This window comes from Amycolatopsis coloradensis (assembly GCF_001953865.1).
Classification (GTDB): Bacteria; Actinomycetota; Actinomycetes; order Mycobacteriales; family Pseudonocardiaceae; genus Amycolatopsis; species Amycolatopsis coloradensis.
Window position 1 is genome coordinate 278,786 of sequence record NZ_MQUQ01000014.1, and the last position, 13,233, is coordinate 292,018.

The 13,233-nt window shown below is 69.4% G+C and carries 12 protein-coding genes; 5 read left to right on the forward strand and 7 right to left on the reverse strand.

All coding sequences use genetic code 11. The features are described 5' to 3' along the window. Positions 1 to 27: 27 nt before the first annotated feature. Genes rapZ through whiA form a run of 3 tightly spaced genes read left to right on the forward strand, consistent with a single transcriptional unit; the run spans position 28 to position 2,856 of the window. Positions 28 to 885 carry an RNase adapter RapZ gene (gene rapZ, locus BS329_RS25215; protein ID WP_076163800.1) on the forward strand — a complete coding sequence of 286 codons (858 nt, stop codon included), beginning with the start codon at positions 28 to 30 and terminating at the stop codon, positions 883 to 885. Beyond that, positions 872 to 1,876 carry a gluconeogenesis factor YvcK family protein gene (locus BS329_RS25220; RefSeq protein ID WP_076163721.1) on the forward strand — a complete coding sequence of 335 codons (1,005 nt, stop codon included), beginning with the start codon at positions 872 to 874 and terminating at the stop codon, positions 1,874 to 1,876. Before rapZ ends, BS329_RS25220 begins: the two co-directional genes overlap by 14 nt. Next, positions 1,867 to 2,856 (forward strand): DNA-binding protein WhiA, encoded by a 990-nt coding sequence (gene whiA / locus BS329_RS25225; protein WP_034311722.1) that lies wholly within the window; start codon positions 1,867 to 1,869, stop codon positions 2,854 to 2,856. Before BS329_RS25220 ends, whiA begins: the two co-directional genes overlap by 10 nt. Positions 2,857 to 3,110: 254 nt before the next feature. On the opposite strand, the gene BS329_RS25230 is transcribed toward whiA, so the two are convergent. The 4 genes from BS329_RS25230 to BS329_RS25245 all read right to left on the reverse strand — a co-directional run bounded on the left by BS329_RS25230 (position 3,111) and on the right by BS329_RS25245 (position 8,849). Beyond that, entirely contained in the window at positions 3,111 to 4,064 is a 954-nt protein-coding gene (locus tag BS329_RS25230) for a prenyltransferase/squalene oxidase repeat-containing protein (protein ID WP_076163722.1), read from the reverse strand. Continuing rightward, complete coding sequence (locus BS329_RS25235; protein ID WP_076163723.1) at positions 4,061 to 4,768, reverse strand: class I SAM-dependent methyltransferase; 708 nt, start codon at positions 4,766 to 4,768, stop codon at positions 4,061 to 4,063. The genes BS329_RS25230 and BS329_RS25235 overlap by 4 nt, the downstream gene beginning before the upstream one ends. After that, on the reverse strand, positions 4,762 to 5,976 hold the full coding sequence (locus BS329_RS25240; protein ID WP_076163724.1) for a glycosyltransferase family 4 protein: 1,215 nt from the start codon (positions 5,974 to 5,976) through the stop codon (positions 4,762 to 4,764). The genes BS329_RS25235 and BS329_RS25240 overlap by 7 nt, the downstream gene beginning before the upstream one ends. A 194-nt stretch (positions 5,977 to 6,170) precedes the next feature. After that, positions 6,171 to 8,849, reverse strand: a complete 2,679-nt coding sequence (locus BS329_RS25245) for an FHA domain-containing protein (protein WP_244197284.1) — start codon at positions 8,847 to 8,849, stop codon at positions 6,171 to 6,173. Between the two features lie 94 nt (positions 8,850 to 8,943). Between BS329_RS25245 and BS329_RS25250 the strand changes: the two genes are divergently transcribed. After that, on the forward strand, positions 8,944 to 9,879 hold the full coding sequence (locus tag BS329_RS25250) for a hypothetical protein (protein ID WP_076163725.1): 936 nt from the start codon (positions 8,944 to 8,946) through the stop codon (positions 9,877 to 9,879). 64 nt (positions 9,880 to 9,943) lie between these two features. Here BS329_RS25250 and BS329_RS25255 read toward each other — a convergent pair whose 3' ends face one another. Beyond that, positions 9,944 to 10,840, reverse strand: a complete 897-nt coding sequence (locus BS329_RS25255; protein ID WP_076163726.1) for a sterol desaturase family protein — start codon at positions 10,838 to 10,840, stop codon at positions 9,944 to 9,946. Between the two features lie 84 nt (positions 10,841 to 10,924). Between BS329_RS25255 and BS329_RS25260 the strand changes: the two genes are divergently transcribed. Then, positions 10,925 to 11,536 (forward strand): TetR/AcrR family transcriptional regulator, encoded by a 612-nt coding sequence (locus tag BS329_RS25260; protein WP_244197285.1) that lies wholly within the window; start codon positions 10,925 to 10,927, stop codon positions 11,534 to 11,536. Here BS329_RS25260 and BS329_RS25265 read toward each other — a convergent pair. Beyond that, complete coding sequence (locus BS329_RS25265; RefSeq protein ID WP_076163728.1) at positions 11,511 to 12,029, reverse strand: NUDIX domain-containing protein; 519 nt, start codon at positions 12,027 to 12,029, stop codon at positions 11,511 to 11,513. The genes BS329_RS25260 and BS329_RS25265 overlap by 26 nt on opposite strands. 405 nt (positions 12,030 to 12,434) lie before the next feature. Next, positions 12,435 to 13,037 carry an RICIN domain-containing protein gene (locus BS329_RS25270; RefSeq protein WP_076163729.1) on the reverse strand — a complete coding sequence of 201 codons (603 nt, stop codon included), beginning with the start codon at positions 13,035 to 13,037 and terminating at the stop codon, positions 12,435 to 12,437. Positions 13,038 to 13,233 lie beyond the last annotated feature (196 nt).

The window sequence follows — 13,233 nt, forward strand, 5'->3', positions numbered from 1 at the left end:
GCGCAAGAAGAAGGCCGCGGTTCCGGAATGGAGGTCGCGGTCGTCTCCGGGCTGTCCGGGGCGGGCCGCAGTACCGCCGCGAAATGCCTGGAGGACCTGGGCTGGTTCGTGGTGGACAACCTGCCGCCCGAACTGATCGCCACCATGGTCGAGCTGGGCGCGCAGGCGCGGGGCGCGATCACCAAGGTCGCGGTCGTGATGGACGTGCGGTCGCGCGCGTTCACCGACGACCTGGCGTCGGTCATCAAGGACCTCGACGCCCGCGGGTACAAGCCGCGCGTGCTGTTCCTGGAGGCGACCGACGCGGTGCTGGTGCGCCGGTTCGAGGCCGTCCGCCGCGGGCACCCGATGCAGGGCGACGGCAGGCTCGCCGACGGCATCACCGCCGAGCGCACGCTGCTGGAGCCGCTGCGCGAAGAGGCGGACCTCGTGCTCGACACGTCGTCGCTCTCGGTGCACGACCTGCGGGCCAAGATCGAGGACGCGTTCGGCTCCGAGGCCGGCACGCAGACCCGCGTCACCGTGCTCTCGTTCGGTTACAAGTACGGCCTGCCGATGGACGCGGATCTGGTGATGGACGTCCGGTTCCTGCCGAACCCGTTCTGGATCCCGGAACTGCGCGACCACACCGGTCTCGAGGGCGAGGTCCGCAACTACGTGCTCAGCCAGGAGGGCGCGGACGAGTTCCTCGACCGCTACCACCAGCTGCTGCGCCTGATCGGCGCGGGTTACAAGCGCGAGGGCAAGCGGTACCTGACGCTGGCCGTCGGCTGCACGGGCGGAAAGCACCGCAGTGTCGCCATTTCCGAGGAGCTCGCCCAGCGTCTGTCCAATGAGGACGGTATGGCCGTGAAGGTGGTGCACCGCGACCTTGGCCGCGAGTAGCGACCCGCGCGCGGTCGCCTTGGGTGGCGGGCACGGCCTGCACGCCACCCTCACCGCGTTGCGCCGGGTGACCTCGCAGGTCACCGCCGTGGTCACCGTCGCGGACGACGGGGGCTCGTCCGGCAGGCTGCGCCGGGAACTCGGCCTGCTGCCGCCGGGCGACCTGCGGCAGGCGTTCGCCGCGTTCGCCGCCGAAGACGGCGGGATCCTGTGGGCGGAGGTGTTCCAGCACCGCTTCGGCGGCGACGGCGCGCTCGCCGGGCACGCGGTCGGGAACCTGTTGCTGGCCGGGCTGTTCGAGGTGCTCGGCGATCCGGTCGCCGCGCTCGACGAGGCGAGCAGGCTGATGGGCATCTCCGGCCGGGTCCTGCCGATGTCACCCGAACCGCTGGAAATCCAAGGTGAGGTTTCGGGTCTGGACGCCGAGAATCCCGAAGCGTTCCGGCGGATCCGCGGTCAAGTGGCGGTGGCGACGACGCCGGGACAGGTGCACCGGATCAGCCTGCACCCGGCAGGACAGGCCGACCGGCCGCCGCGGGGATGCCCCGAGGCGATCGAAGCCGTGCTCGAAGCGGACGTCGTGTTCCTCGGCCCGGGGTCGTGGTTCACCAGCGTGCTGCCGCATCTGCTGGTGCCGGATCTGCACGACGCGCTGCTCCGGACGGACGCCACGAAGGTCGTCATCCTCAATCTGATCCCCCAACCGGGGGAGACGGCGGGATTCTCTCCGGAGAAGCATTTGGACGTACTCTTCGAACACGCCCCGGAACTGCGGGTGGACGCGGTCATCGCGGACCGGGACTCGGTGCCCTCACCAGCCCGGTTACGGGAGGCGGCCGGGAGACTCGGCGCGCAGGCGTTGCTGGGGGCGGTGGCTGACCCGGTCGTGACGGGGCGGCATGATCCTGATGCGCTCGCGGGCTGTATGCGGGACGCTCTCGGTCTCACCGGGGGAGGAGCTGAAGGTATGGAGGGGCAGCGATGGCGATGACCGCCGCCGTGAAGGACGAGCTGAGCCGGCTGGAGATCACCAAGATCGGCCCGCGCCGCGCGGAGGTCGCGTCGATGCTGCGATTCGCGGGAGGGCTGCACATCGTGGCCGGCCGCGTCGTGGTGGAGGCCGAACTCGACACCGGTTCGGTGGCGAGGCGGCTGCGCAAGGAGATCCACGAACTGTACGGACACCAGTCCGACGTCCACGTCATCTCGTCGAGCGGGCTGCGCAAGGGGACGCGGTACGTCGTACGGGTGGTCAAGGACGGCGAAGGCCTCGCGAGGCAGACCGGCCTGATCGACCAGCGTGGCCGTCCGGTGCGCGGGCTGCCCGCCGCCGTCGTGTCCGGCGGTGTCGCCGACGCGGAAGCCGCCTGGCGTGGCGCGTTCCTGGCGCACGGTTCGCTCACCGAACCCGGCCGCTCGTCGTCGCTCGAAGTCACCTGCCCCGGACCCGAAGCCGCGCTGGCGCTCGTCGGTGCCGCCCGGCGGATGGGCATCCAGGCGAAGTCGCGTGAGGTCCGCGGCGCGGACCGCGTCGTCGTGCGTGACGGCGACGCCATCGGTGCCCTGCTGACCCGTCTCGGCGCCCACACGAGTGTGCTCGCGTGGGAAGAGCGGCGGATGCGCCGTGAGGTGCGCGCCACCGCGAACCGGCTGGCGAACTTCGACGACGCCAACCTGCGGCGTTCGGCTCGCGCGGCCGTCGCGGCGGCGGCCAGGGTCGAGCGGGCACTGGACATCCTCGGCGAATCCGCCCCGGACCATCTGTTGGCCGCGGGCAAACTGCGGCTGTCGAACCGGCAGGCCTCGCTCGAGGAACTGGGCCAGTTGTCCGAGCCGCAGATGACCAAGGACGCCGTCGCCGGCCGGATCCGCCGCCTGCTGGCGATGGCCGACAAGAAGGCGAAGGAACAGGGCATCCCGGACACCGAATCCGCCGTCACCCCGGACATGCTGGAAGAAGACGAAGCCTGACCCCTCCGCGATTAGTCCTCTGGTTGCGGTCGTTGCACACGCATCGATCGCAACTAGAGGACTAATTGCGGGTAGGGCAAAGGTGTTACGAGGTCGGGCGTGGCGCGAAAGCCACTTTCGGGACGTCAGACGTCGCGAAAGTGGCTTTCGCGACATGATCGCCGGCTGGGAAGACTCTCGCCGGGTTGTGAAGGGCTCCTTGCCTACCCTGAGGTAGCGAAGGAGCTCTTCACGACGCTTTGACTTTCGGCTCACTAGATGCGCTGCTCACCGAAGATTTCGCAGGTGGCTGGGTCGCCATCGAGCGCGGCGGTGGCGAGGAGGACGGCACCCGAGGTCCACGTAGTGCGCTCGTCCGGCCAGAACTCCTCGTCCGCGAACTGGTATCCGGTCCAGTACGAGCCGTCGTCGTGCTTGAGCCGGGCCACCCAGGCGAGGAGTTCGCCCGCGCGGACACGATCTCCGCGAGCGGCGAGAGTCAGCGCCAGTTCGGCGGTTTCCCCGCCGGTGACCCACGGTTCATGGCGCACACATCGCACCCCGAGCCCGGGTTCGACGAACCGGTCCCAGCCCGCCGCCAGCCGCGCCGCGGCGTCGGCGCCGGTCACCACGGAGCCCAGAACCGGGTAGTACCAATCCATCGCGTGCGGTTTCGGGAGGAACAGCCGCGGCTCGTCGCGCAGGGCCACCCGGAGCCGGCGTGCCGCGTCTCGCCACTGTGGACGGTCCAGCCCTCGCACGGACGCGAGCGCCAGGGCCTGGGTCAGCGCGTGGTGGATGCTGCTGCTTCCGGTGACCAGCCGGACCTCGGGGTCGTCCCGCCAGGCGATGGCGCCCGACGGTTGCTGCCGCCGCAGAACGGCGTCGGCGGCCCTGTCCACGACCGGCCACATCCGGTCCAGCCAGGCGTGGTCCCCGGTCACCAGGAAATGATGCCGGACGCCGACGGCCACGTAGGCGGTGAAATTAGTGTCCATAGTGGACAGTTTGGGTCCACCGTCGCGATACTCGGCCGCCCATGAGCCGTCGGGGCGCTGGTTCCGCAGAAGCCAGTCGTAGGCGGCTTCGGCCTCCGTGCGCCGCCCTGCCGCGTCCAGGCCCATCGCGGCTTCGATGTGGTTCCAGGGATCGAGATAGCCGCCCGCTCGCCAGGGGATCGCGCCGTCCGTGCGCTGCACGGCGGCGATCGTGGCCGCGGTGGCCTTCACCGTTTACGGGCGTAGACGACGAGGCTCTTGCCGAGCACCGGGTTCAACGCCCATTCGGCGAACCGCACCGGCCGGGGACTCCGCATGATGTCCCACACCAGAAAACGGTGGTACAGGGCGCAAAGCCGGTGATCGGCGTCGGGGCCGACCGCGCATTTCAACCACCAGTAAGGCGAATGCAAGGCGTGCGCGTGGTGGGTGCCGATCGGCCGCAGACCAGCTTCCCGTAGCCGTCCGAGCAGCTCGCCGCGCCGGTAGACACGGATGTGGCCACCTTCGACCTCGTGGTACTCGTCCGAAAGCAGCCAGCAGATCCGCTCCGGCCACCAGCGCGGCACGGTCGCCACCACCAGGCCGCCGGGTGCCAGAACCCGGCTCACTTCCGCGAGCACGGTACGGTCGGCATGGATGTGTTCCAGCGTTTCCGCCACGATGACCCGGTTGAAGGCACCGTCCGGGAACGGCAGCAGGCGGCCGTCCGCGCGGACGGCCACCGCCGAAGCCGTGGCGGGAGCCTCGCCCGCTTCCGCGAGATTGGCGAACATGTCCCGCACGTGTTTCAGCGCGATGTCGTCGAGATCGGCGGCGACCACGTCCGCGCCGTGTTTGTACGCCGCGTAGGCGTGCCTGCCGTCCCCGCAGCCGAGGTCGAGCACCCGATCCCCGTGGCCGACGGGGAACCGGCCGAAATCGACGGTCAGCATCCCGCACGCTCCCGGCCGAGGACACGCAGATAGTGCGCGGCGGTCTCCTCGGCGGTGCGTCGCCAGCTCAGCGCCCCCGTCGTTTCCAGGCCGCGGTCCGCGAGGTCGGCGCGCAGGTGTTCGTCGCCGAGGACTTTGATGATCGCCTCCGCGAGCGCCGGTACATCACCCGGCGGGACCAGGATTCCCGCGTCCCCCACGACCTCGGGAAGCGCCCCGCCGGTCGTCGCGACGACCGGTGTCCCGCAGGCCATCGCCTCGGCGGCCGGCAGCGAGAACCCTTCGAACAGGGAAGGGATACAAGCGATTTCGGCCGAACAGAGCAACCGTGCGAGTTCGTCGTCGGTCAGCCCGGTGACGAAGCTGACGCCTCCGCCGGGGCCGAGCCGGGCAAGTGCTCGCGCCGCCGGACCGTCCGGTTTCGGCCTGCCGACGATCACCAGCTCACCGTCGATCCGTTCCCACGCCGCCAGAAGGTGTTCGAGGCCCTTCAACGGTTCGTCCGCGCTGGCGACGGCGACGACCCGGCCGGGCACCCGGCGGATTTCGGGCCGCGGCCGGAAGATCCGGGTGTCCGCGGAGAGCGGCACGACGCGGATCCGGTCGTCCGGTACGCCCATTTCCCGGCCGATGGCCGCGCGGGAAGCCCGCGACACGGTCAGCGTGGGCAGTCGCCGTGCGACCCGGTGCTGCATGTCGACGAACCCGTACCACCGCTTGACCCTCGCCGCTTCGCGCCCGGTGACGGTGGCGAGCTTCAAGGCACGGTCCACGGCGATGGGATGGTGGATCGTGGCGACCGTCGGGAGTCCACAGTGGAGGATGCCGTAACCGAGCCCCTGGTTGTCGTGGACGATGTCGAATTCGTCCCGGCGTTTCGCGAGATGGCGAGCGGCACGCAGGGAGAACGCGAGGGGTTCGGGGAAGCCGCCGCGCCGCATGCCGAGGAACTCCACCCACGACGGTAGATCACGCAGCTCCCGAGGCCGCGGTGTCCGGAAGGGGTTCGGCTCCGCGAACAGGTCGAGCCCGGGGAGTTTCGTCAACCGCACGCCGTCATCGACCTCCGGATAGGGTGGCCCGGACAGCACCTCGACGTGATGTCCCAGCGCGGCGAGTTCGCGGCTCAGATGCCGGACGTACACGCCCTGACCGCCGCTTCGCGGATTCCCGCGGTAGGTCAGGAGCGCGATCCGCAGTGCGCTCACCGCTCACTCCCGCGGGCCCCAGTGATCGAGCTGCGCTCGGATCTTCCGGGTTTCCTCATGCCGTTCGCCCCGTACCTCGACGGAGTCGCCGAGCAGTCGGCTCCAGGTCGAGAGGGCTTCGGTGATCCGGCCTGTTTTGGCGAGCGCGAGCGCGAGACCGAACCGGAGGTCGAGGACGTCGGGATGCCGGTCATTCAGCCGTCCCGTCGCTTCGGCGAGGAGCTGTCGATACTCCGAAACGACGGGGGGGGGTGCTCGATTTCGGCGCTCCAGAACGCGATGTTGTGCCGGATGTGACTGACGATCTCGTCGTCGCCCAAAGCCTGTTCCGCCCGCGGCAGCAGTTCCCGGGCGAGACGGAGGGCCTCCTCCCCGTTCCCGGTCTTGCCCGTCGCCACCGCGAGGAAGTGCCGTGCGTGCAGTGTTTCACGATGGTCGGGTCCGAGCGCGGTGTCGGCGTCCCGGACGAGGGCCTCGAACTCGGACCGGGATTCCTCGAAGCGGCCGAGTTCGGCGAGCAGGTGCCCGATGTTGTTGCGGATGCTCAAGACGTCTTCGTCGCCACCGGACAGGGCGGTGGTGGCGATCGGCAACAGTTCTTCGAACCGGGCGAGCGCTCCGGCCGCGTCGCCGGCCTTGCCGGTCCAGGTGGCGTGCCGTGCCTTGCAGCGCAAGGTGATCCGGTCGGTCCCGCCGAGTTCCCGTGTCGCGCGGTTCGCCAAGGCCGCCCAGCGTTCCCGGTTCTCGACGGGGATGTGGGAGGCTCGGCGCTCCAGCGCGGTGAGGGCGTCCTCGTGGAGTCCGGCGAGCCAGAAGTGCTCGGCTTCGTTGGCCGCGGCGTAGCTCTGTTCGAGCGTCGGCTCGTCGTTTCCGGTCACGAGTGCCACCTCCGAGGTCGCCGCAGCCAGCTGGGCGTGCAGACGGGTCGCCACATCGGGGAAGAGCGCGGGCGCGTCGGCGGTCAGCAGGACGGTTTCGTCGGCGAGGCCTGCCTGGGTCCGGCTGACCGAGTCACCGAGCCCGGCCAGGAAGTCGCGGACGTGCACCCGCCGGTCCGGGCCACCGCCCGCCGCGCTCGCCGCGGTGAGGATCGAGATCGGGATGGGGCCGCGGGTGGCTGCCAGCCCCAGCAGCTCCAGCAGGACCGCTCGACCCTGCCGTGGCGAAGCCACCGCGCCGGTGCCGTGCTGGTCTTCCTCTTCGGCGTCCTCCTGCGTGACATTGATGAAGGAGACTGTCGAATCGCCCAGCCGGAGCACGTCGCGATGCGCCAACTCGGCGTTCAGCACCCGCCGCCCGTTGACGAAGGTGCCGTTGGCGGAGTCCAGGTCGGTCAGCCACGCTGTCGTGCCGTTCCAGTGGATCTCGCAGTGGAGCCGGGAAACCCGAGAGTCCCTGAGCTGGAGCGCGGCGTTCCTGCTGCGGCCGAGCGTCGTGGTGCCGAAGGACAGTTCGTGGTTCGCGGAAGGCAGCCCGGGGACGTCGATGATCAGGGTCGCCGGTGTGATCCTCGGCGAACCGGTGTCATACCCGGTCTGGTGGTCCCGGTCATCGGTGTCCTCAGGTTCCCGCGCCACGGGAGACGAGGGCAGAGGAACCGCCACCGCCGGTGGAAGACGCGCCGGGTCCCGTGTCGTCACGACCGTCTTCACCAGCGCCAGCTCCGGTTCGGTCGACACACTCCGGAGAAGGCCGAACAGGCGCTCCTGGACGGCGGGGTCGAGGTCGTCCAGCCCGTCGATCGCGATCCGCACGTGCGTGTCGGCGCACTGTGGAGCGAGAACCCGAAGAGGACCGAGAAGTGCCAGATCGAAAGCGCTTGCGCCGCTGCGGGCGGCGTCGTCGAGCCCGGCATGGTGAACCTGCTCGGCGTCGGCGAAACCGGGCACGGTGCGCCGCAACTGACCGGCGAGTTCCCTGGCGAGCCGCTCCGCCGTGTCGCCTCGGCTCGCGAACAACACGGCGTGCAGGAAGTCCGGCGGCACATAGGATCCGGCCGCGGACGGCCGCGCCAGCGCGGCGAGCATCGCCGACTTCCCCGCGCCCGCCCCGCCGGTTATCGCGACCAGCCGGGCGCCGGTGAGCAGGTGGCCGACGGTCTCGCCGAGTTTCGGGCCCGGCCGGTAGCCCGCGGTCAGCCGTTCGATCCGCGGCGCGGCCGGGTTGCCCGCCAGGGGCGAACGCCGCCAGACGGCGGAGGAGTTCAGCGCGAGCCACAGCCCCTGATCGGCCTCGGCCACCTCACGGGTGCCGTCGAACCCCAGGTGCACCGCGGTCTGCGTGGGGCACAGGCCGGTGATCACCCGTTTGAGGTCCGCGCACCGGACGCGCTCGCCGAACTCCGCGTGCCCCGACCGGAGTACCGAGACCAGTGACCGGCTGAAACAACCGTTCGCCGCGACGCGGTCGTCCGAGGCGGTGAGCAGGTCGAATCGTCTGCCCGCTTCGCCGACGATCCGCAGCCAGCGCCGTCCCGCCTGCCTCGCCCCGATGCCGGCGTGGCAGGTGTCGAGAAGGATCACCAAGCCGTCCAGCATCGAGTCGCGGCCGAGCAGTTCCTTGATGCGCTGCGCGAACAGGAACGACTTCCGGCTGTCCACCGGCAGACCGGTGTCCTTGGTGAGGAAGTAGAAGTCGTCGTCGGCGTACTCACCGTGCCCGACGAGCGAGAGGAACAGCGTCGCCTCGTCCTCCGACGCGCGCTCGAAGGCCTCCACCAGCGCGTCGTCCAGCTCGACCATCGTCGGGTCGACGAGCAGGCCGCGGCCGTCCGCGAGGGCGGGGACGCAGCCGCCGATCGCGGGATCGAGCAGGGCCGCCGAACCTGGCGGCCCGCGTCGGGAAGGAACGAGAGGAGGTTCAGCGAATCGCATTGCGACGCGACTACCAACGACCTCCGCTCTCCCACGGAGATCACTTTGTCTCATCGGACGGTCACCGGCAAGGGCGGCCGCGATACTGTGCGCCATGGCTCGGATCGTTCTGGTGCACGGTATCGCCCAGGAACAGAAGTCCGCGGACACCCTCGAGGCGGAATGGCTGCCGAGTTTGGCAGATGGTGTCCGGCTCGCCGGTGACGCCGGGCTGGCCGACACCCTGTGGCGCGATGCCCGGCCCGGCGACGCCCGGATGGCCTTCTACGGTGACCTTTTCCTCGCGGGCGACCAGCAAGGCAGCGCCGACGAACTCACCGCCGACGAAGGGGAACTCACCGCCGACGAAGGGGAACTCGCCGAGGCGCTGGCGGGGGAGTGGCTCCGGAACGCGGCCGTCTCGGCGTCCCGCGAGGCGGATCGCGCGCGGGCGAGGGCCGAACTGGCCCGGCTCGACGGTCCGGCCGGGGAAACCCAGGGCGTGCGCGCCGCCGCGCGTCCGGTGCTGAACGCGCTGGTCCGGCTGCGGCCGTTCGCGAGGCTCGGGGTGGCGTTCGCCGAACGTGTGGTGGTCAAGGCGCTCAGGCAGGTGACGCGGTACCTCACCGACGACGCGATCCGGGAACACGTGCAGGACCGCGTCGCCGGGCTCATCGGCCCGGAGACCGAGGCGATCATCGGCCATTCGCTCGGTTCCGTCGTCGCCTACGAAGCCGCCCATCTGCACGGCCGCCCCCTGCCGCTGCTGCTCACCCTCGGTTCCCCGCTCGGCCTGCGCACGGTCGTCTACGAACGGACCCGTCCCCAGCCGCCGTCCGTCCCGCCCGGCGTCGCGCGCTGGGTGAATCTGGCCGACCGGGACGACCTCGTCGCCGCGCGTCCGGATCTCACGCCGCTGTTCCCCGGCGCCGACGGCGTCCTCGACAGCGGTTACACCGTCGACAACGGCGCCAAACCGCACGAGGCGGCGTTCTACCTGGCCAAGCGGCGGACCGGCGAAGTCCTGTCCGCGGCACTGTCCGGTCGTTGACCTGCGGCGAACAGGCGTAACGCGCGGTTTCCGTGGTGACGGCGGAGGGAAGGGTCGCCGCAACTCATCCTCGCTGCGCAGGACCGCGTAGGCCGTGTCCTAGGCCCAGCTCCTTCGCGGGCTGCCAGCCCGGCGGGCCGAACACGTAGCCGAGTCTCTCCCGCCAAGACCCGGCCGCGCGGACGTCGCGCAGGATCGAGCCGTACTCGTGGAAACCGACCTTGAGCAGGTTGTAGGACTCGACGTTCTTGGTCAGCCCGTAGGTCGGCCGCTTGCCCTCGGGGACGAAGCTGCCGAACATCCGGTCCCAGACGATCAGGATGCCGCCGTAGTTCGCGTCCAGGTACTCCTGGTCGCTGCCGTGGTGCACACGATGGTGTGAAGGTGTGTTGAACACGTACTCGAACCAGCGCGGCAGCTTCCGGATCTTCTCGGTGTGCACGAAGAACTGGTAGACGAGGTCGATCGACAGCCCGGTGAGGATCATCCACGGCGGGATGCCGGCGAAGGCCAGGATCGACCAGAACGGCAGCTGGAAGTACGGGGTCCACTTCTGGCGCAGCGCGGTCGAGAAGTTGTAGTGCTCACTCGAATGGTGCACCTGGTGGCCCGCCCACATGATCCGGACGCGGTGGCTGGCCCGGTGGTAGGCGTAGAAGACGATTTCCTGGCCCAGCAGCATCAGGACCCAGGTCCACCAGTCGTGCGGGCTGAACTTCACCGGCGCCAGTTCGTGGAGCGCGGCGAACACGAAGAGCATGGCGACGCGGAAGACGCCGTTGATCACGACCGCCACCGCGCCCATGGACATGCTGGTCCGGGTGTCCTTGACGCTGTAGCCGATGACGTTGTCGTCGTGGCCCAGTACGTGCAGCGCGAGGATCTCGATCGCGACGAACAGCAGGAACACCGGTGTCGCCATGAGCACCGGGTCACTCAAATGGGCAAGGAAATCAGCCATCGCACCGCTCCTGTCTCCGCCTCCGCGATCTGACCTTCAGGTAACTTACCTCAGGGTCATTTACCTGAGGGTAAGATAACCGCCGTGACAGAAGCAAGGGCCGTCGGCACGAAGGGCATGCCCCGTGAAGAGCGGGAGACCCAGATCGTGCGCGCCGGTACGGAGGAATTCGGCAAGAACGGGTACGCCGGGGCGTCGATGGTGGAGATCGCCCGCCGGGTCGGTGTCACGAAACCCTTGCTGTACCAGTACTTCGGTTCGAAGGACGGGTTGTACCTCGCCTGCCTGCACCGGGCGGGGGACAGGCTGACCGAGGGCGTCGCCGAGACGATGGCGGAGGACGGCGAGCCGCCGGAGCGGATGCCGCTGGCAGTGCTCGCGGCCATTTTCGAGACGTTCGACAACGACCGGTACGCGTGGAAGCTGCTCCGCGACCCGACGGTGCCTTCGACCGGCGAGATCGCCGGGGTCGCGGTCGACTACCGCTACCGGCTCGACGGGTTCGCGCTGATCGGTGCCGCCCAGTTGATGCACTCGCGGGGTCTGGACGACGAGCGCGACATCGAGGCGATCGCCCAGGTGTGGACCGGCGTGGTCGATTCCCTGATCGGCTGGTGGATCGACCAGCCTGATCAGGACGCGGCGGCGATGACCGAGCGATGCGGGCGGATCATGCGGAACCTGTTCGGCTGGTGAGCGTGGCCAGATCCGACACGGCGGCCTCGCAATCGGCGAAGGCGAGCGGCGGGCGGTCGTCCAGCCGGAACCAGGCGTAGCCGGAATTCTCTTCCGACAGCACGATTTCGGCGCCCGGTGGGAGTTGGCAGGTGAAGGCGAATCCGATCGTCGTCAGGCCGGTGTCGCCGTAGACCGACGAATACGATCCGGCGAACCGGAGGTTCACGAGTTCACAGCCGATCTCTTCCAGGCCTTCGCGAATGAGGTTCCGCTCGGCGCTCTCCGCACCGGAGAGAAAGCCGCCGACGGTGTCCCAGCCGCCTTTCCGGGGCTCGTGCGCCCGGCGCAGCAACAGGATCCGGTCGCCGTCGAGGATGAGGCCGACCGTGGTCGGCAGCGGGTTGTCGTATTTGGTGAAGCCACAAGCGGGACACTCGACGTGGGTGTCCTCACCGTCACCGGAGAGCCGGGTTTCGGCGGCGCATCGGGGGCAGAACTTCCAGTCCTTCACCGGCCGAAGCCTAGCGGCCGGTGCCGGAAATCCGCGTCGTACTTGGGTGAATGAACCCCACCTGCTCGTTTATGAAGGAATGGGGACACTCAACGCCCGATTCCTTCATGGACGGCCGCTGAAGTGTTGCTCCTGAGGCTGGCGGGATTGGTGATGCACGCGGCATCAGAACCAGTGGCGCACGGATTCTCAGCCACTCGCCCGAACGGCCACCATCACTCGCGATCTCGTCAGGACCCGAATTCGCCGACAGCGCGGGACCTGATGCGTCGCGAAAGCCACTTTCGGGTCGTCAGATGTCGCGAAAGTGGCTTTCGCGACACGTGAGGGGCGGCTGGGCGCGCCCGGTGCACCGAAGCCGCGAACTAACGAATCGCCACACCAGCGGCCGGTGAAGGATCGAGGTCAGAACCACCACTGGTTCCTGGCGCCCGCCCGGAAGTCCCACAGCAGCACGACACCGCCGTCGCGGCCCGCCGTGTTGAGGTCGGCGTCGAGGTAGCGGCCGCTTCGCACGTTCTGCAGCCGCAGGTATCCCTCGGGGTTCTCGGTGACCGCGAACCACTGGTTCGACGCGGCCGGGATGAAATCCCAGAGCTGGATCTTGGTGCCGTTGCTGTTGATCGAGCTGAGGTCGGCGTCCAGGTACCGTCCGCTTTGGACACTCTGGAGCCGGAAGTGGCCCTCGGGGATCTGGGTGACGTACCAGGCCTGGTTGGCCGGAGTGGTGCCGTCCGGGCGGGTGAGGCAGGTCCAGAGCTGGACCTTGGTGCCGTTCCCGTTGACGGTGCTCAGATCCGCGTCCAGGCAGCGGCTCTCGTCGGAGGCCGGGCCGAGCAGGTACGCCTGCTGCCGCGCGCTGAACCCGGCACCGCTCACCTTCGCCGGGCGCAGTGACAGCCCGCCGATGTCGACGCGCTCGTCCGCCAGCGCGGCGGGCGCGCTGACCAAGCCCGCAAGTCCGGCGAGGACGGTCACGGACACGAGGAATCGCTTGAGATCGCGCATTTCTTGTCCCCAGGTCGACGCAGGGTGTCTCCACTGGGCCCCCGACCAGAACAGCCTGCTGGCCCGATCCTGCTCTTCGTCCGGCACCGCGTCAACGAGGGTTGTTTCCCACGAAAACGCCACCTCGCCGGGGAATCCCGGACGAGGTGGCGTTCCTCCAGTGACACTGGATACGGCTGGGGTGCCCGGCGCCGCT